This is a genomic window from Citrobacter sp. Cf136, assembly GCF_030333815.1.
In the GTDB taxonomy this organism is placed as follows: Bacteria; Pseudomonadota; Gammaproteobacteria; order Enterobacterales; family Enterobacteriaceae; genus Citrobacter; species Citrobacter freundii.
On sequence record NZ_JAOWFE010000032.1, the window covers coordinates 407,183 to 425,575 of the forward strand.

Annotated in this window: 16 protein-coding genes; all 16 read left to right on the forward strand. The window is 51.4% G+C overall.

The window, feature by feature from the left end:
• Position 1 precedes the first annotated feature (1 nt).
• Positions 2-748, forward strand: coding sequence for a colanic acid biosynthesis glycosyltransferase WcaE (wcaE, locus tag OGV98_RS06165; protein ID WP_121571860.1), 747 nt, complete (start codon positions 2-4; stop codon positions 746-748).
• Between the two features lie 9 nt (positions 749-757).
• Complete coding sequence (wcaF, locus tag OGV98_RS06170) at positions 758-1,312, forward strand: colanic acid biosynthesis acetyltransferase WcaF (RefSeq protein WP_202581169.1); 555 nt, start codon at positions 758-760, stop codon at positions 1,310-1,312.
• Between the two features lie 24 nt (positions 1,313-1,336).
• Positions 1,337-2,458: a GDP-mannose 4,6-dehydratase gene (gene gmd / locus OGV98_RS06175; protein ID WP_286551098.1), complete on the forward strand. Its 1,122-nt coding sequence runs from the start codon at positions 1,337-1,339 to the stop codon at positions 2,456-2,458.
• 2 nt (positions 2,459-2,460) lie between these two features.
• On the forward strand, positions 2,461-3,426 hold the full coding sequence (gene fcl, locus OGV98_RS06180) for a GDP-L-fucose synthase (RefSeq protein WP_003841801.1): 966 nt from the start codon (positions 2,461-2,463) through the stop codon (positions 3,424-3,426).
• A 2-nt stretch (positions 3,427-3,428) separates the two neighbouring features.
• On the forward strand, positions 3,429-3,908 hold the full coding sequence (locus OGV98_RS06185) for a GDP-mannose mannosyl hydrolase (protein ID WP_054528560.1): 480 nt from the start codon (positions 3,429-3,431) through the stop codon (positions 3,906-3,908).
• A complete protein-coding gene (gene wcaI, locus OGV98_RS06190; RefSeq protein WP_003844321.1) occupies positions 3,905-5,128 on the forward strand; it encodes a colanic acid biosynthesis fucosyltransferase WcaI in 1,224 nt (407 codons plus the stop codon). The genes OGV98_RS06185 and wcaI overlap by 4 nt, the downstream gene beginning before the upstream one ends.
• A 2-nt stretch (positions 5,129-5,130) precedes the next feature.
• The gene (gene cpsB / locus OGV98_RS06195) at positions 5,131-6,567 is read left to right on the forward strand and encodes a mannose-1-phosphate guanyltransferase (RefSeq protein WP_202581322.1); all 1,437 of its coding nucleotides are present in this window, start codon (positions 5,131-5,133) and stop codon (positions 6,565-6,567) included.
• A gap of 135 nt (positions 6,568-6,702) precedes the next feature.
• Positions 6,703-8,073: a colanic acid biosynthesis phosphomannomutase CpsG gene (gene cpsG / locus OGV98_RS06200; protein WP_016150601.1), complete on the forward strand. Its 1,371-nt coding sequence runs from the start codon at positions 6,703-6,705 to the stop codon at positions 8,071-8,073.
• A gap of 54 nt (positions 8,074-8,127) precedes the next feature.
• On the forward strand, positions 8,128-9,522 hold the full coding sequence (wcaJ, locus tag OGV98_RS06205; protein WP_174500786.1) for an undecaprenyl-phosphate glucose phosphotransferase: 1,395 nt from the start codon (positions 8,128-8,130) through the stop codon (positions 9,520-9,522).
• 1 nt (position 9,523) lies between these two features.
• Positions 9,524-11,002: a colanic acid undecaprenyl disphosphate flippase WzxC gene (gene wzxC, locus OGV98_RS06210; RefSeq protein WP_044711319.1), complete on the forward strand. Its 1,479-nt coding sequence runs from the start codon at positions 9,524-9,526 to the stop codon at positions 11,000-11,002.
• A gap of 22 nt (positions 11,003-11,024) precedes the next feature.
• The gene (wcaK, locus tag OGV98_RS06215; protein WP_003841813.1) at positions 11,025-12,305 is read left to right on the forward strand and encodes a colanic acid biosynthesis pyruvyl transferase WcaK; all 1,281 of its coding nucleotides are present in this window, start codon (positions 11,025-11,027) and stop codon (positions 12,303-12,305) included.
• On the forward strand, positions 12,302-13,522 hold the full coding sequence (gene wcaL / locus OGV98_RS06220; protein WP_139935543.1) for a colanic acid biosynthesis glycosyltransferase WcaL: 1,221 nt from the start codon (positions 12,302-12,304) through the stop codon (positions 13,520-13,522). Before wcaK ends, wcaL begins: the two co-directional genes overlap by 4 nt.
• Positions 13,523-13,533: 11 nt before the next feature.
• Positions 13,534-14,928, forward strand: coding sequence for a colanic acid biosynthesis protein WcaM (wcaM, locus tag OGV98_RS06225; protein WP_210943425.1), 1,395 nt, complete (start codon positions 13,534-13,536; stop codon positions 14,926-14,928).
• A 165-nt stretch (positions 14,929-15,093) separates the two neighbouring features.
• Positions 15,094-15,987 (forward strand): UTP--glucose-1-phosphate uridylyltransferase GalF, encoded by an 894-nt coding sequence (galF, locus tag OGV98_RS06230; protein ID WP_138828694.1) that lies wholly within the window; start codon positions 15,094-15,096, stop codon positions 15,985-15,987.
• 373 nt (positions 15,988-16,360) lie between these two features.
• On the forward strand, positions 16,361-17,446 hold the full coding sequence (gene rfbB / locus OGV98_RS06235) for a dTDP-glucose 4,6-dehydratase (protein WP_138828693.1): 1,086 nt from the start codon (positions 16,361-16,363) through the stop codon (positions 17,444-17,446).
• On the forward strand, positions 17,446-18,345 hold the full coding sequence (rfbD, locus tag OGV98_RS06240) for a dTDP-4-dehydrorhamnose reductase (protein WP_003841822.1): 900 nt from the start codon (positions 17,446-17,448) through the stop codon (positions 18,343-18,345). The genes rfbB and rfbD overlap by 1 nt, the downstream gene beginning before the upstream one ends.
• Positions 18,346-18,393 lie beyond the last annotated feature (48 nt).

Here is an 18,393-nt window from a genome sequence, read left to right on the forward strand (position 1 = left end):
CATGCTGCTCAGTATCATTACCGTCGCCTTTCGCAATCTGGAAGGGATCGTCAAAACTCACGCGTCGCTGGCACATCTGGCGCAAGCGGGTGATATCAGTTTTGAGTGGATTGTTGTTGATGGCGGCTCCTCGGATGGTACGTCGGCGTTTCTTGAAGGACTCAGTGGAGAACACCGGTTACGGTTTGTCAGCGAGCCGGATAACGGTATCTATGATGCGATGAACAAAGGCATCGCCATGGCGCGCGGGCGGTTTGCACTGTTCCTCAACTCCGGGGATATTCTGCATGAGAATGCGGCTTGTTTTATCCGCCAGCTAAAAATGCAGAGTGACCAAACTATGGTCATTGGCGATGCGTTGCTGGATTTCGGCAATGGCAACAAAATTAAGCGTCGGGCAAAACCGGGTTGGTATATTTATCACAGCCTGCCAGCCAGCCATCAGGCAATATTCTTTCCTCTCTCAGGACTGAATGTCTGGCATTATGATTTGCAATATAAAATATCGTCAGATTACGCGTTGGCAGCCAAATTATACAAATCCGGTTACGCTTTTAAAAAGCTGCGCGGGTTGGTGTCGGAATTTTCTATGGGCGGAGTGTCAACGACGAATAATCTGGAATTGTGCCGGGATGCCAAAAAAGTACAGCGCCAGATATTACATATGCCTGGTTTTTGGACCGGTTTGTCAGAATATTTACGTCTGCGCACAACCGATAAAGCAAAAACCTTATATGGAAAAACGTAAGAGCACAATATGCAAAACTTAAGCGGATTTAAAGTGCCTGGCGGTTTTCGCGGCGGCGGCGCTATTAAAGTGCAATTATGGTGGGCGGTGCAAGCAACATTATTTCGCTGGTCTCCACAGGTCATGTATCGCTGGCGTGCATTTTTATTACGGATATTTGGCGCAAAAATAGGAAAAAACGTAGTCATTCGGCCTTCAGTAAAAATTACTTATCCGTGGAAACTAACTCTGGGAGATTATGCCTGGGTGGGTGATGACGCGGTTTTATATACGTTAGGTGATATTACGATTGGGGCCCACGCAGTTATTTCGCAAAAAAGTTATTTATGCACCGGGAGTCATGATTATGCCAGCCAACATTTTGATATTAACGCCACACCGATAGTGGTTGGCGATAAATGCTGGCTGGCGACAGATGTCTTTGTCGCGCCTGGCGTAACGATTGGCGATGGCACCGTCGTCGGAGCACGAAGCAGCGTATTTAAATCGCTGCCAGCAAATGTCATTTGTCGGGGAAATCCCGCAGTAGTCACGCGCGAACGCGTCGAGAAAGTTACTCCCTGAGGGGATCACTGAAGAGGTTATAACATGTCAAAAGTCGCTCTCATTACTGGCGTAACCGGGCAGGATGGTTCTTACCTGGCAGAACTCCTGCTGGAAAAAGGGTACGAAGTACACGGTATTAAGCGTCGCGCTTCATCATTCAACACCGAACGTGTGGACCACATCTACCAGGATCCGCATTCAGGCAATCCCAAATTTCATCTGCACTATGGCGATTTGACGGACTCCTCCAATCTGACCCGTATTTTACAGGAAGTCCAACCGGATGAAGTCTATAACCTGGGTGCCATGAGCCACGTTGCGGTGTCGTTTGATTCACCGGAATACACCGCAGACGTTGATGCGATCGGCACCTTGCGCTTGCTGGAGGCGATCCGCTTCCTTGGTCTGGAAAAAAAGACCCGTTTTTATCAGGCGTCCACCTCTGAGCTGTACGGTCTGGTTCAGGAAATTCCGCAGAAAGAGAGCACGCCGTTCTATCCGCGTTCACCGTATGCCGTTGCTAAGCTGTATGCCTACTGGATAACCGTCAACTACCGTGAGTCTTACGGGATGTATGCCTGTAACGGCATTCTGTTTAACCACGAGTCTCCGCGCCGCGGCGAAACCTTTGTCACTCGCAAAATTACCCGGGCGATCGCCAACATCGCTCAGGGGCTGGAGTCTTGCCTGCACCTGGGCAACATGGATTCACTGCGCGACTGGGGGCATGCCAAAGATTACGTCAGGATGCAGTGGATGATGCTGCAGCAGGATAAGCCAGAAGATTTCGTGATTGCCACCGGCGTGCAGTATTCCGTGCGCCAGTTTGTAGAAATGGCGGCAGCTCAACTGGGGATTAAATTGCGCTTTGAAGGTGAGGGCGTGAATGAAAAAGGCATCGTGGTTTCCGTGACCGGACATGATGCGCCGGGCGTGAAGCCAGGCGATGTCATGATTGCCGTTGACCCGCGCTACTTCCGTCCGGCTGAGGTGGAAACGCTGCTGGGCGATCCGGCCAAAGCACATGAAAAACTGGGCTGGAAACCGGAAATCACGCTGCGCCAGATGATCTCGGAAATGGTTGCTAACGATCTTGCTGCGGCGAAGAAACATTCCCTGCTCAAGTCGCACGGTTACGAGGTTGCCATCGCGCTGGAGTACTGAGGATGAAGACACAACGTATTTTTGTGGCGGGCCATCGCGGGATGGTGGGGTCCGCCATCGTCAGACAATTGTCGCAGCGAAATAATGTGGAGCTGGTGCTGCGTACCCGCGACCAGCTTAATCTGCTGGACGCCAGTGCGGTGCAGGCGTTTTTTGCCGCTGAACGTATTGACCAGGTTTATCTGGCGGCGGCAAAAGTAGGAGGGATTGTGGCAAACAATACTTATCCTGCTGATTTTATTTATGAAAACATGATGATTGAGAGCAACATTATTCATGCTGCACATCTGCATAACGTGAATAAACTGTTGTTTCTCGGGTCATCCTGTATTTATCCCAAGCAAGCTACCCAGCCAATCGCCGAGAGTGAACTGTTGCAGGGGACACTTGAACCGACCAATGAGCCGTATGCGATTGCCAAAATTGCCGGTATCAAGCTGTGTGAATCGTATAACCGACAGTATGGCCGTGATTATCGCTCGGTGATGCCGACCAATCTGTATGGGCCGCATGACAACTTTCATCCGAGTAATTCGCATGTGATCCCGGCGCTGCTGCGCCGCTTTCATGAAGCTCGCGGGCAAAATGCGCCGGATGTGGTGGTATGGGGCAGCGGGACGCCAATGCGTGAATTTCTGCATGTCGACGATATGGCGGCGGCCAGTATCCACGTGATGGAGCTGGCTCAGGAAGTGTTGCAGGAATATACCCAGCCGATGCTGTCGCATATCAACGTGGGGACCGGCGTGGACTGCACCATCCGTGAACTGGCGCAGACTATTGCGGAGGTCGTGGGCTACAAGGGGCGTGTGGTGTTTGACGCCAGCAAACCGGACGGCACGCCGCGCAAATTGCTCGACGTTACGCGTCTGCATCAGTTGGGCTGGTATCACGAGATATCTCTGCAAGCGGGGCTTGCCAGTACATATCAGTGGTTCCTTGAAAACCAGCAGCGTTACCGGGGGTAAGCATGTTTTTACGTCATGAGGATTTTGCCACCGTTGTACGTTCAACTCCGCTGATTTCCATCGATTTGATCGTGGAAAACGCCCACGGTGAATTTCTGCTTGGCAAGCGCCTCAATCGTCCTGCGCAGGGGTACTGGTTTGTGCCCGGCGGTCGGGTGCAAAAAGATGAACCGTTGCACGCGGCCTTTGAGCGGCTTACTGAAGCTGAGCTGGGATTACGTTTACCGCTGTCCGCTGCGCAGTTTTACGGTGTCTGGCAGCACTTCTATGACGACAACTTTTCCGGGGAAGATTTCTCAACGCATTACATCGTGCTGGGATTTCGTCTGCGGGTGTCGGAAAACGACCTGCAACTGCCTGACGTTCAACATGACGCGTACCGCTGGTTGGCAATTGAAGAGATTCTGGTCAGTGACCACGTGCACGACAACAGCCGGGCTTACTTCTGTGAGAAGAGTCAGGCCGGAGCACCCGGGCTATGAAGATCCTTGTGTATGGCATCAACTATTCGCCGGAGTTGACCGGTATCGGTAAATACACCGGTGAAATGGTGGCGTGGATGGCGCAACAGGGGCATGACGTACGGGTGATCACTGCGCCGCCTTATTATCCGCAGTGGAAAGTCAACGGTCGCTATTCATCCTGGCGCTACCGTCGTGAAGAGGGCGATGCCATCGTCTGGCGTTGCCCGCTGTATGTGCCTGAGCAGCCCTCCACGCTCAAGCGTCTACTGCATTTAGGCAGTTTCGCCCTGAGCAGTTTCTTCCCGCTGCTGGCGCAGCGCCGCTGGAAGCCGGATCGCATCATTGGGGTAGTACCGACGCTGTTTTGTACGCCGGGAATGCGCCTGCTGGCGAAGCTGTCCGGGGCGCGCACGCTGCTGCATATTCAGGATTACGAAGTTGATGCCATGTTGGGACTTGGCATGGCGGGCAAAGGCAAGCGCGGTATGGTGGCAAAACTGGCCAGCGCTTTTGAGCGCAGTGGGCTGTTGAATATGGATCATATTTCGACCATTTCTCGCTCAATGATGAATAAAGCACAGGAAAAGGGCGTTGATGCACAGAAGGTTATTTTCTTTCCGAACTGGTCAGAAGTAGCGCGTTTTCGCGATGTGGACGCCGCCGATGCTCTGGCGTTGCGCCAGCAGCTGGGCTTGCCTGATGGAAAAAAAATCATTCTCTACTCTGGCAATATTGGTGAAAAGCAAGGACTGGAGAGTGTGATCGACGCAGCGGCCCTGTTGAGCGAGCGGCCCTGGCTGTTTGTGATTGTCGGGCAGGGCGGGGGTAAAGCGCGGCTGGAGAACATGACCAGCGAACGCGGCCTGAACAATGTGATGTTCTTTCCGCTGCAATCTTATGACGCGCTGCCTGCACTGCTCAAAATGGCGGACTGTCATCTGGTGGTACAAAAGCGCGGTGCGGCGGATGCCGTACTGCCCTCCAAACTGACCAATATCCTCGCCGTTGGTGGTAACGCTGTGATTACCGCCGAGCCGGAAACCGAGCTGGGGCAGCTCTGTAACATTGTTCCAGGCATCGCTGTATGCGTGGAGCCGGAATCGGTAAATGCGCTGGTTTGCGGTATCCAACAAGCGTTGAGGATGCCAAAAGTCAATACGGTGGCACGTGACTATGCCGAACGCACGCTGGATAAAGATAACGTGCTTAGCCAATTTATTGCTGATATTCGGGGTTAATGATGAGTCAAAGCAAACTCTTTCCGGTAGTGATGGCCGGTGGCTCGGGTAGCCGTTTATGGCCTCTGTCCCGCGTATTGTATCCAAAGCAGTTCCTGTGCCTGAAAGGCGATCTCACCATGCTGCAGACAACGATCTGTCGTCTGAATGGCGTGGAGTGTGAAAGCCCGGTGGTTATCTGTAATGAACAACACCGTTTCATCGTCGCGGAACAGCTACGGCAACTGCACAAGCTGACTGAGAACATTATTCTCGAACCCGCCGGACGTAACACGGCACCGGCGATAGCGCTGGCCGCACTGGCGGCAAAACGTCAAAGCCCGGAGGAAGATCCGCTGCTGCTGGTATTGGCGGCCGATCACATGATTGCCGACGAAGAGGCATTTCGCGAGGCGGTTCGAAATGCTATGCCCTATGCCAGTGCGGGTAAGCTGGTGACGTTTGGTATCGTGCCGGACCAGCCGGAAACGGGCTATGGCTATATCCGCCGTGGCGTGGTTTCGCCAACGAATACCGACGCCGTGGCGTTCGAAGTGGCGCAGTTTGTTGAAAAACCCAATCTGGAAACCGCGCAGGCTTATGTGGCGAACGGCGATTACTACTGGAACAGCGGCATGTTCTTGTTCCGCGCCGGACGTTACCTGGAAGAACTGGAAAAGTACCGCCCCGACATTCTTGAGGCTTGTGCGAATGCCATGAGTACGGTCGACCCCGATCTCGATTTTATCCGCGTTGATGAACAGGCGTTTCTCGACTGTCCGGAAGAGTCTGTGGACTATGCGGTAATGGAACGTACGGCCGATGCGGTGGTAATGCCCATGAACGCAGGCTGGAGCGATGTTGGCTCCTGGTCATCGCTGTGGGAAATCAGCGCCCATACCGCCGAAGGCAATGTGCATCATGGCGACGTCATTAGCCACAAAACGGAGAACAGCTACGTGTATGCCGAATCTGGCCTGGTGACGACCGTCGGGGTGAAGGATCTGGTGGTGGTGCAGACCAAAGATGCGGTGCTGATCGCCGATCGCAACGCGGTGCAGGACGTCAAAAAAGTGGTGGAGCAAATTAAAGCTGACGGACGACATGAACACCATATTCACCGTGAAGTTTACCGTCCGTGGGGCAAGTACGACTCCATTGATGCCGGAGACCGTTACCAGGTGAAGCGAATTACCGTTAAACCCGGTGAGGGATTGTCCGTGCAGATGCATCATCACCGGGCTGAACACTGGGTAGTGGTGGCCGGTACCGCGAAAGTGACGATCAATGATGACATCAAACTGCTCGCTGAAAACGAGTCTGTCTATATTCCGCTTGGGGCGACCCATTGTCTGGAGAATCCCGGGAAAATCCCGCTCGATCTGATTGAAGTGCGCTCCGGATCTTACCTCGATGAGGATGATGTGGTGCGGTTTGCGGACAGATACGGGCGTACCTGATGCCGGATGCGCTGCGCTTATCCAGCCTACAGCACCGTAGGCCCGGTAAGCGAAGCACGGCGGGAAATGCATTTAACACTCATTAAAAGGCTCATTAAGAGTCAGGGCCTCCTGTTGCCTGAAGAAGGGTAAATCATGACGAAATTAACCTGTTTCAAAGCCTACGATATTCGCGGCAGGCTGGGCGAAGAGCTGAATGAAGATATCGCGTGGCGTATTGGCCGCGCTTACGGTGAGTTCCTGAAGCCAAAAACGATTGTCCTCGGCGGTGATGTGCGCCTGACCAGCAAGACGCTAAAGCTGGCGCTGGCGAAAGGACTACAGGATGCGGGGGTGGATGTGCTGGATATTGGCATGTCGGGTACCGAAGAGATTTATTTCGCCACCTTCCACCTGGGTATTGACGGCGGTATTGAAGTGACCGCCAGCCATAATCCGATGGATTACAACGGCATGAAGCTGGTGCGGGAAGGGGCACGGCCCATCAGCGGTGATACCGGTCTGCGCGACGTACAGCGCCTGGCGGAAGCCAACGACTTCCCGGCGGTTGATGAGACAAAACGTGGCCGCTACCAGCGTATTACTACCCGTGATGCCTACATTGACCACCTGCTGGGTTACATCAATCCCGCCAATCTGAAACCGATGAAGCTGGTGCTCAATTCCGGTAACGGCGCGGCAGGCCCTGTAGTGGACGCCATTGAAGCCCGTTTTAAAACATTGGGCGTGCCGGTCGAGTTTATCAAAATCCACAATACGCCGGATGGCAACTTCCCCAACGGTATTCCCAATCCTCTGCTGCCGGAATGTCGGGCTGACACGCGCAACGCGGTTATTGAACACGGCGCGGATATGGGGATTGCCTTCGACGGTGATTTTGACCGCTGCTTCCTGTTCGATGAAAAAGGTCAGTTCATTGAGGGCTACTACATTGTCGGCCTGCTGGCGGAGGCGTTTCTGGAGAAGAATCCGGGGGCGAAGATTATCCACGATCCGCGCCTGTCCTGGAACACCGTGGACGTGGTGACGGCGGCAGGCGGTAAACCGGTGATGTCAAAAACCGGGCACGCGTTTATCAAAGAGCGGATGCGCCACGAAGATGCCATTTATGGTGGCGAAATGAGCGCGCACCACTATTTCCGCGATTTTGCCTATTGCGACAGCGGAATGATCCCGTGGCTGCTGGTGGCGGAACTGCTGTGTCTGAAAGGACAGTCGCTGGGCGAACTGGTCCGCGACCGGATGGTGGCCTACCCGGCGAGTGGTGAAATAAACAGTACGCTGGCTGAGCCGGCGGCAGCGATTGCGCGCGTGGAGCAGCATTTTTCCCGTGAGGCACTGACGGTAGACAGAACGGACGGTATCAGCATGTCGTTTGTCGACTGGCGCTTCAATTTACGCTCTTCCAATACCGAACCGGTGGTGCGCCTGAACGTGGAATCGCGCGGAGATATTCCGTTGATGGAAGCGCGAACGCGCACTCTTCTGGCGTTACTGAATCAGTAATGCTGGTGCTTCCTTTGCCCGATTCTGGGCAAAGGGTGACTAACAGGAACCACGATGACACATCTAAAGAAGCGCGAGCGCGCCAAAACCAATGCGTCGTTAATTTCGATGGTGCAACGCTTTTCAGATATCACCATCATGTTTGGCGGGTTGTGGGTAATCTGCGAATTAAGCGGTTTGCCTTTCCTGTACATGCACCTGCTGGTGGCGTTGATCACGCTGGTCGTTTTTCAGATGCTCGGTGGCATAACGGATTTTTATCGATCCTGGCGTGGTGTCAAAATGACCACTGAGCTGGTGCTGTTGCTGCAAAACTGGACGCTGAGCCTGATTTTTTGCGCAGGTCTGATCGCCTTTAATGACGATTTTGATAACCGTCTCGCCGTCTGGCTGGCGTGGTATCTGCTATCCAGCGTTGGCCTGGTGTTGAGTCGTTCGTTTATTCGCTACGGCGCGGGATGGCTGCGTAATCGCGGGTACAACACTCGTCGGGTGGCGGTGGCAGGGGACCTGCCAGCTGGACAAATGCTGCTGGACAGTTTTCGCCATGAACCGTGGCTGGGGTTTGAAGTAGCGGGGGTCTATCACGACCCTATCCCTGGAAAAAACTCCCGCGACTGGGCCGGTAATCTGCAACAACTGGTGGATGACGCCAAAGCCTCACGCATTCATAACGTTTATATCGCCATGTCGATGAGCGATGGTGCCAGCGTCAAAAAATTGGTGCGCGAGCTGGCCGATACCACCTGTTCAGTGATCCTTATTCCTGATGTCTTTACCTTCAACATTCTGCATTCCCGGATTGAAGAGATGAACGGCATTCCGGTGGTGCCGCTGTATGACACGCCACTCTCGGGGATTAATCGTCTGTTAAAACGCGCGGAAGATATCGTGCTGGCTTCACTGATCCTGCTACTTATTTCCCCGGTGCTGTGTGGCATAGCACTACTGGTAAAACTGACCTCCAAAGGACCGGTGATTTTCCGCCAGACTCGCTATGGCATGGATGGGAAGCCGATCAAAGTCTGGAAGTTTCGCTCAATGAAAGTGATGGAAAACGATGCGGTGGTGACGCAGGCCACGCAAAACGATCCGCGCGTTACCCCTGTGGGAAATTTCCTGCGTCGGACGTCGCTTGATGAACTGCCGCAGTTTATTAACGTGCTCACCGGGGGGATGTCTATCGTCGGACCACGTCCGCATGCGGTGGCGCATAACGAACAGTACCGCCAACTGATTGAGGGATACATGTTACGCCATAAGGTGAAACCGGGTATTACCGGCTGGGCGCAAATCAACGGCTGGCGCGGTGAAACCGATACGCTGGAAAAAATGGAGAAACGTGTGGAGTTTGACCTCGAATACATTCGCGAGTGGAGCGTGTGGTTCGATATCAAAATTGTTTTTCTGACGATATTCAAAGGCTTTGTTAACAAAGCGGCGTATTAACATGAGCTTACGAGAAAAAACGCTTAATGGCGCAAAGTGGTCGGCGATTGCCACGGTGATCATTATTGGGCTCGGACTTATTCAGATGACTGTCCTGGCGCGAATTATTGATAACCACCAGTTCGGGTTGTTAACCGTGTCGCTGGTGATCATAGCGCTGGCCGATACGCTGTCGGATTTCGGTATCGCCAACTCAATTATTCAACGCAAAGAGATTGGTTATCTGGAGCTGACGACGCTGTACTGGCTAAACGTTGGGCTGGGTATCGCGGTATGCGTGGCGATGTTTCTGCTGAGCGAGACGATTGCCCATGTGCTCAATAACCCAGAACTGGCTCCGCTCATCAAAACCTTATCACTGGCGTTTGTGGTGATACCGCACGGGCAGCAGTTTCGCGCGCTGATGCAAAAAGAGCTGGCCTTCAACAAAATTGGCATGATTGAAACCAGTTCGGTGCTGGCTGGATTTACCTTTACCGTGGTCAGCGCCCATTTCTGGCCGCTCGCGCTGACGGCCATTCTTGGGTATCTGGTGAATAGTACGCTACGTACGCTGCTGTTCGGCTATTTTGGCCGCCGGATTTACCGACCCGGGCTGCATTTTTCGCTGGCATCCGTTTCGTCGAACCTGCGTTTTGGCGCATGGCTGACGGCAGACAGCATCATCAATTACATCAATACCAACCTTTCCACGCTGGTTTTAGCTCGCACGTTGGGAGCTGGCGTGGCGGGCGGATTCAATCTCGCCTGGAACGTGGCGGTTGTCCCGCCGATCAAACTGAACCCGATTATCACCCGCGTGCTGTTTCCGGCGTTTGCCAAAATCCAGGACGACAGCGAAAAACTACGAGTGAATTTTTACAAGTTGCTGTCAGTGGTTGGGATTATCAACTTCCCGGCGCTACTGGGACTGATGGTGGTGTCGAATAACGTGGTGCCGCTGGTATTCGGCGATAAGTGGAACGGCATTATTCCGGTCCTGCAACTATTGTGCATTGTGGGTTTGCTGCGATCCGTGGGGAATCCAATAGGATCGCTTTTGATGGCGAAAGCCCGGGTCGATATCAGCTTCAAATTCAATGTGTTCAAAACCTTTCTGTTTATTCCTGCCATTTTCATTGGCGGTCATCTGGCGGGGGCGATTGGCGTGACGCTGGGCTTTCTGTTGGTCCAGGTGATTAACACGATCCTCAGCTACTTCGTGATGATCAAACCTGTTCTTGGCTCCAGCTACCGTCAGTACATGCTCAGCCTGTGGCTGCCGTTGTATCTCTCCTTACCAACCCTTGTGGTGAGCTATGCGTTGGGCTTAACCCTGCGTAACCTGGTGCCATTAAGCGCGCTGCTGGGGATCCAGATAGCGGCAGGAGCACTGGTGTTTGCGCTAATGATTGTGCTGTCGCGCCATCCGCTGGTGGTGGAAATAAAACGCCAACTCTGTCGCAGTGAAAAAATGAAAACCTTGCTCCGTGCGGGATAAGACAACGTTTTAAGAGGTCATAATGAAATTACTAATTTTAGGCAACCATACCTGCGGGAACCGAGGGGATAGCGCGATCCTGCGCGGTTTGCTGGATGCCATTAACGCGTTGCGTCCCGAGACCGAAGTGGATGTGATGAGCCGTTACCCGGTGAGCTCTTCGTGGTTGCTAAACCGCCCGGTGATGGGCGACCCGCTGTATTTGCAGATGAAGCAACATAACAACGCAGCAGGGGTTATGGGGCGCGTGAAGAAAGTGCTGCGTCGTCGCTATCAGCATCAGGTACTGCTCTCGCGTGTTACCGATTCCGGTAATCTGCGCAATATCGCTATCGCTCAGGGCTTTACCGATTTTGTCCGTCTGCTGTCGCGCTATGACGCCATCATCCAGGTCGGCGGATCGTTCTTTGTCGATCTGTATGGCGTGCCGCAGTTTGAACATGCCCTGTGTTCGTTTATGGCGAAAAAACCGCTGTACATGATTGGTCACAGCGTGGGGCCATTCCAGGATGAGCAGTTTAATCAACTGGCGAACTACGTGTTTGGTCACTGTAATGCGCTGATTTTACGTGAATCCGTCAGTCTGGATCTGATGAAGCGCAGCGCAATTACCACGGATAAAGTCGAAACTGGCGTGGATACGGCCTGGCTGGTTGACAACCATCATGAGGATTTTGAACCAGGTTATGCGGTACAGCACTGGTTAGACATGGCGGCTAAACAGAAGACCGTTGCCATTACATTGCGTGAGCTGGCTCCTTTTGATAAGCGTCTGGGGACAACGCAGCAGGCCTATGAGCAAGCCTTTTCCGGGGTGGTGAACCGCATCCTCGACGAAGGTTACCAGGTGATAGCGCTGTCAACTTGCACCGGTATTGATAGTTACAACAAAGATGACCGCATGGTGGCGTTAAACCTGCGCCAGTATGTTAACGATCCGGCCCGATATCACGTGGTGATGGATGAACTTAACGATCTGGAGATGGGGAAGATTCTGGGCGCCTGCGATCTGACGGTGGGGACTCGCTTGCATTCTGCCATCATCTCGATGAATTTTATGACGCCTGCCATCGCCATTAACTACGAGCACAAATCGGCCGGGATCATGCAACAACTGGGGTTACCGGAGATGGCTGTTGATATTCGTCATCTTCTCGATGGCGGTCTCGAAGGGAAGGTTGCCGATACTCTCGGACAGTTACCTGAGCTGCGCATACGTCTCGGCGACGCGGTTATGCGCGAACGCGAACGTGGGGTACGTATGGTGCAGTCGGTTTTAACGCGTATTGAGGGGGATAAATGAAGATTGGTTTTTTCCTGCTTAAATTTCCGCTCTCCTCCGAGACATTTGTACTCAATCAGATAACCGCATTTATCGATATGGGCTACGACGTGGAGATTGTCGCTTTGCAGAAGGGCGATCTTGAAAATACTCATGCCTCCTTTAATACCTACCGTCTGGGTGAAAAAACTCGCTGGTTGCTGAATGAACCGGAAAGCAAACTGGCGAAACTGAAATATAGGGCAGCGGCGGCTCTGCACGGTATTACCCGCGCAGCGACCTGGAAAGCGCTCAATGTTGCACGCTATGGCGATGAGGCGCGCAATCTGATTTTGGCAGCTATTTGCGGCGGGAATCCGCAAGCGTTTGAGGCGGATGTCTTTATTGCTCATTTTGGGCCCGCAGGCGTAACGGCCGCCAAGCTGCGTGAGCTTGGGATGATCCGCGGAAAAATCGCCACGGTATTTCATGGGGTTGATGTTTCGCACCGGGGCGTTTTGGCCCGCTATACCCCCGAGTATCAGCAGCTGTTTCAACGCGGTGATTTAATGTTGCCCATCAGCAATCTCTGGGCCGGACGTTTAAAAAACATGGGATGCCCGCCGCAAAAAATTGCCGTCTCGCGTATGGGAATCGATATGACACGCTTTACGCCACGCCAGTTGAAATCGCCAACTACACCGCTGGAGATTATCTCTGTTGCCCGGTTAACCGAGAAAAAAGGACTGCACCTCGCCATCGAAGCTTGTCGTCAGTTAAAAGAGCAGGGCGTTTCATTTCGTTATCGAATTCTGGGTATCGGCCCTTGGGAGCGTCGTTTACGTACGCTGATCGAGCAATATCAACTCGATGACGTTATTGAGATGCCCGGCTTTAAGCCCAGTCATCAGGTAAAGGAGATGCTTGAACAGGCGGATGTATTTTTGCTGCCTTCGATCACCGGAAGAGACGGCGATATGGAAGGGATCCCGGTGGCACTGATGGAGGCAATGGCGGTGGGTATTCCGGTGATTTCCACCGTTCACAGCGGGATCCCGGAGCTGGTCGAGTCGGGTAAATCAGGCTGGCTGGCACCGGAAAACGACGCGCAGGCACTGGCAGAGCGTTTAGCGGCATTTAGCCTGCTCGACAGTGAGCAGGTACAGTCGATTGTTCAGTGTGCGCGTGAAAAAATTGAAAATGAATTTAATCAGTTAGCTATCAATAAACAGTTAGCCAGTCTGCTGCAAACGATGTAAATCGAGGTTGTATGTCAGAGAACAAACTCTCACGCCGAACTTTTCTGACGGCGGGCTCTGCGCTTGTCATGCTGCATTCTCCCGTTGTTCGCGCGCTTGAATCATCGGGCAGCGTCAACATTCAGGATTACAACCCACAGGATTGGGTGGCCTCTTTCAGGCAGGCGTTCAAAGAAGGGCAAATGGTCGTCGTACCAAAAGGCCTGGAATGTAAGGATCTCAATACTGCTATTGTTATTCCGCCAGGCAAAACGCTCTTCATACAAGGGCGAATAAGTGGCAATGGTCGTGGGCGCTTTATTCTGCAGGATGGATGCAACGTTGTGGGCGAGCAGGGCGGGAGCCTGAAGAACGTTACCCTGGATGTGCGTGGTTCGGACTGTGTAATAAAAAGGATTGCCATGAGCGGTTTCGGTCCGGTGACGCAAATCTATATCGGCGGTAAAACTTCAAGGCTGATGCGTAATCTGATTATCGATGATATTACTGTCACACGCGCTAACTATGGGATTTTGCGTCAGGGTTTTCATAACCGAATGGATGGCGTAAAGATTACAAACTGCCGTTTTAGCGATCTACAGGGAGATGCCATTGAGTGGAATGTGGCTATCAACGACAGCAACATCCTCATTTCTGACCATGTCATTGAACGTATTAACTGTACCAATGGCAATGTGAACTGGGGCATCGGTATCGGGCTGGCGGGCAGTACCTATGACAATAGCTATCCCGATGAACTGGCGGTAAAAAACTTCGTGGTGGCGAACATCACCGGTACCGACTGTCGGCAGTTAGTTCATGTGGAGAACGGCAAGCATTTTATCATTCGTAATATTACCGCGCGAAATATCACCCCGGATTTCAGTAAGAAAGCTGGCATTGATAATGCGACGGTTGCTATTTATGGATGTGATAACTTCGTGATCGATAATATCAATATGGAGAACAGCGCAGGTATGCTCATTGGTTATGGCGTTATCAAAGGTCGATATTTATCCATTCCACAAAACTTTAAGCTAAATAATATCCATCTCGATAACACCAAACGTGAATACAAATTACGCGGAATTCAGATCTCCTCTGGTAATGCAACGTCATTCGTGGCCATCACCAACGTGGAGATGAAGCGTGCTACGCTTGAGTTGCACAACCAACCGCAGCACCTTTTTTTACGTAACATCAGGGTGATGCAGCAATCGGCTACGGGTCCCGCACTTAAGATGCACTTCGATCTGCGCCAGGACGTACGCGGTAAGTTTATGGCCAGGCAGGACACATTACTCTCACTGGCCAACGTACATGCAGTAAACGAAGCTGGGCAAAGTTCAGTTGACATCGACCGTATAAACCATCAGGTAGTGAATGTAGAAGCGGTGAATTTTCGACTACCGGGGCAGGGGAGGTAACTTTGCGACCATTCCTGGCTCAAGTCGCACATACTTGAGCTTAAGATTACTGCATTCTACAGATAAGCGGCGTAACATACGCGGCAACTGTACAATGTAATTCATACTGGCTAAAACAAGCTAAAAAGCTATAATTCAGCAACTAATGAATAGGTGAATGACTTAATGATTAATTTGAAAGCAGTTATTCCGGTAGCGGGTCTGGGGATGCACATGTTGCCAGCCACTAAGGCAATCCCTAAAGAGATGCTGCCGATCGTAGACAAGCCGATGATTCAATACATTGTCGACGAAATTGTAGCTGCAGGTATCAAAGAAATCGTTCTGGTAACTCATGCGTCTAAGAACGCGGTTGAGAACCACTTCGACACCTCTTACGAACTCGAATCGTTGCTTGAGCAGCGTGTTAAGCGCCAGTTATTAGCCGAGGTGCAGTCTATCTGTCCACCGGGCGTGACTATCATGAACGTCCGTCAGGCTCAATTACTGGGTCTGGGTCACTCCATTCTTTGTGCTCGCCCTATCATTGGTGATAACCCGTTCGTCGTGGTATTACCTGACGTTGTTCTGGATACCGCGAGTGCGGATCCGCTGCGCTACAACCTCGCTGCTATGGTTGCTCGTTTTAATGAAACCGGGCGCAGTCAGGTGCTGGCTAAGCGTATGGAGGGCGATCTGTCTGAATACTCTGTTATTCAAACCAAAGAGGCTTTGGATAACGAAGGTAAAGTCAGCCGTATCGTTGAATTCATTGAAAAACCTGATCAACCGCAGACGCTGGATTCCGATCTGATGGCTGTAGGCCGCTACGTACTTTCTGCTGATATCTGGGCAGAACTGGAAAAAACTGAACCAGGTGCCTGGGGACGTATTCAACTGACTGATGCCATTGCAGAGTTGGCTAAAAAACAGTCTGTTGATGCCATGCTGATGACCGGTGACAGCTACGATTGCGGTAAAAAAATGGGTTACATGCAGGCGTTTGTGAAGTACGGGCTGCGCAACCTTAAAGAAGGCGCGAAGTTCCGTAAGAGCATTGAGAAGCTTCTTAGCGAGTAGATATTTACAAGCTTTTGTTACGGAAAGCCAGAAAAAATAGCGGCAGCTAACATCCCTGTGTCTATGCTTTATGCTGTGGGGTGTTACTGTCGCTTTTTATTTTAAAAACAATGGATAACAAGAAGTTAACCTACTAAGTTTAATCTTCTTTTGATTGGATTTTTCCTTGTTTCCGACTGCATTTGGTAAGACAATTAGCGTTTGAATTTAGCGTGCTTTGCGAAAGCTGGCGGGGCTGGTTACATCTTTATCCATCAAGTGGTGCTCTGGTTGCTGTAAGGCCAGGGGCGGTAGCGTGCGTAAATACCCAGACGCAGGCATTGTATACCAGCATTTAAATAGTAGTCATATAAACGATATTCGGAATTAAAACGTGAAAATACTTGTTACTGGTGGGGCGGGTTTCATTGGATCTGCAGTAGTTCGTCATATTATTAAAGATACTCAGGATACTGTTATTAATGTCGATAAACTAACCTATGCCGGTAACCTTGAGTCCCTTTCTGAAGTCAGCGAAAGTCATCGCTATCACTTCGAGCATGCGGATATCTGTGATAAAGCGGCAATGGAGCGCATTTTTGCCACTCATCAACCAGATGCGGTGATGCATCTGGCGGCAGAAAGTCATGTTGATCGCTCTATAACGGGGCCGGCAGCGTTTATTGAAACGAATATCGTCGGTACTTATGTGTTACTGGAAGCCGCTCGTAGTTACTGGAACACCCTGGATGCGGATAAGAAAGCGGCGTTCCGTTTCCATCATATCTCTACGGATGAAGTATACGGCGACCTGCCACACCCAGACGAAGTATCTGCCGGTAGCGTGTTGCCTCTGTTTACGGAAAAGACAGCATATGCGCCGAGTAGCCCGTATTCTGCTTCTAAGGCATCCAGCGATCACCTGGTTCGTGCATGGTTACGTACCTATGGTTTCCCAACAATTGTCACCAACTGCTCCAATAACTACGGGCCATATCATTTCCCTGAAAAGCTGATCCCGCTGGTGATTCTTAATGCGCTGGAAGGTAAGGCATTGCCAATCTATGGTAAAGGCGATCAGATTCGCGACTGGCTCTATGTTGAAGATCATGCCCGAGCACTGTATACCGTGGTGACCCAGGGTGTAGTCGGTGAAACCTACAATATCGGTGGGCATAACGAGAAGAAAAACCTGGATGTAGTACATACTATTTGCGAACTGCTCGATGAGATTGTGCCTAAAGAAGGGTCTTACCGCGATCAACTGACCTACGTCACAGACCGCCCTGGACACGATCGTCGTTATGCAATTGATGCAGCAAAAATCAGCGATGAGCTGGGCTGGAAACCGCAGGAAACATTCGAAAGCGGTATCCGTAAAACGGTGGAGTGGTATTTGAATAATACCCAGTGGGTTGAGAATGTGAAGAGTGGCGCTTATAAAACCTGGATTGAACAGAATTACGGAGAGCGTCAGTAATGAATATTCTCCTCTTTGGCAAAAATGGACAGGTGGGTTGGGAACTTCAACGCGCATTAGCACCTCTTGGAAAAATTATTGCGCTTGATGTCCACTCGAAAGATTATTGCGGCGATTTCAGTAACCCAGAGGGCGTTGCGGAAACCGTACGTCGAATCCGCCCAGATGTGATCGTGAATGCGGCTGCGCACACGGCAGTAGATAAAGCTGAGTCAGAAGTTGAGTTTGCAACACTGCTCAATGCGCGAAGTGTCGAAGCTATCGCCAAAGCTGCTTCAGAAACAGGGGCATGGGTCGTGCATTATTCGACTGATTATGTCTTTCCTGGTACTGGGGAAACTCCATGGCGTGAAGATGATGCTACTGCACCGTTGAATGTTTATGGTGAAACAAAATTGGCGGGTGAGAAAGCGCTTCAGGATAATTGTGTCCGGCATTTAATTTTCCGCACCAGTTGGGTTTACGCGGGTAAAGGTAATAACTTTGCAAAAACCATGCTACGTTTCGCAAAAGAGCGCGAAGAAATGTCGGTGATTAACGATCAGTATGGTGCGCCCACAGGAGCTGAATTGCTAGCGGACTGTACGGCTCATGCAATACGTGTAGCGCTTAAACAACCTGAGGTTGCAGGACTGTATCACTTGGTGGCTAGTGGCACGACCACATGGCATGACTATGCAGCACTGGTATTCGATGAAGCACGTAAAGCGGGAATAAAACTGGCTATTAACAAGCTCAATGCCGTTCCTACCAGTGCATATCCTACCCCTGCGCGACGACCAAATAACTCTCGGCTAAACACTGATAAATTCCAGAACAAATTTGATCTGGTATTACCCGAGTGGGAGAGTGGTGTAAGACGTATGCTGGCTGAATTATTTACAACTACGACAGCTTAAAATTATTTTAAATGCCCTTTAATGGGCATTTTGACATATAAAGAGATC

Coding starts and splice junctions, on each gene's coding strand:
- wcaE (WP_121571860.1), top strand. CDS start 2: ATGCTGCTCAGTATCATTACCGTCGCCTTTCGCAATCTGGAAGGGATC.
- wcaF (WP_202581169.1), top strand. CDS start 758: ATGCAAAACTTAAGCGGATTTAAAGTGCCTGGCGGTTTTCGCGGCGGC.
- gmd (WP_286551098.1), top strand. CDS start 1,337: ATGTCAAAAGTCGCTCTCATTACTGGCGTAACCGGGCAGGATGGTTCT.
- fcl (WP_003841801.1), top strand. CDS start 2,461: ATGAAGACACAACGTATTTTTGTGGCGGGCCATCGCGGGATGGTGGGG.
- OGV98_RS06185 (WP_054528560.1), top strand. CDS start 3,429: ATGTTTTTACGTCATGAGGATTTTGCCACCGTTGTACGTTCAACTCCG.
- wcaI (WP_003844321.1), top strand. CDS start 3,905: ATGAAGATCCTTGTGTATGGCATCAACTATTCGCCGGAGTTGACCGGT.
- cpsB (WP_202581322.1), top strand. CDS start 5,131: ATGAGTCAAAGCAAACTCTTTCCGGTAGTGATGGCCGGTGGCTCGGGT.
- cpsG (WP_016150601.1), top strand. CDS start 6,703: ATGACGAAATTAACCTGTTTCAAAGCCTACGATATTCGCGGCAGGCTG.
- wcaJ (WP_174500786.1), top strand. CDS start 8,128: ATGACACATCTAAAGAAGCGCGAGCGCGCCAAAACCAATGCGTCGTTA.
- wzxC (WP_044711319.1), top strand. CDS start 9,524: ATGAGCTTACGAGAAAAAACGCTTAATGGCGCAAAGTGGTCGGCGATT.
- wcaK (WP_003841813.1), top strand. CDS start 11,025: ATGAAATTACTAATTTTAGGCAACCATACCTGCGGGAACCGAGGGGAT.
- wcaL (WP_139935543.1), top strand. CDS start 12,302: ATGAAGATTGGTTTTTTCCTGCTTAAATTTCCGCTCTCCTCCGAGACA.
- wcaM (WP_210943425.1), top strand. CDS start 13,534: ATGTCAGAGAACAAACTCTCACGCCGAACTTTTCTGACGGCGGGCTCT.
- galF (WP_138828694.1), top strand. CDS start 15,094: ATGATTAATTTGAAAGCAGTTATTCCGGTAGCGGGTCTGGGGATGCAC.
- rfbD (WP_003841822.1), top strand. CDS start 17,446: ATGAATATTCTCCTCTTTGGCAAAAATGGACAGGTGGGTTGGGAACTT.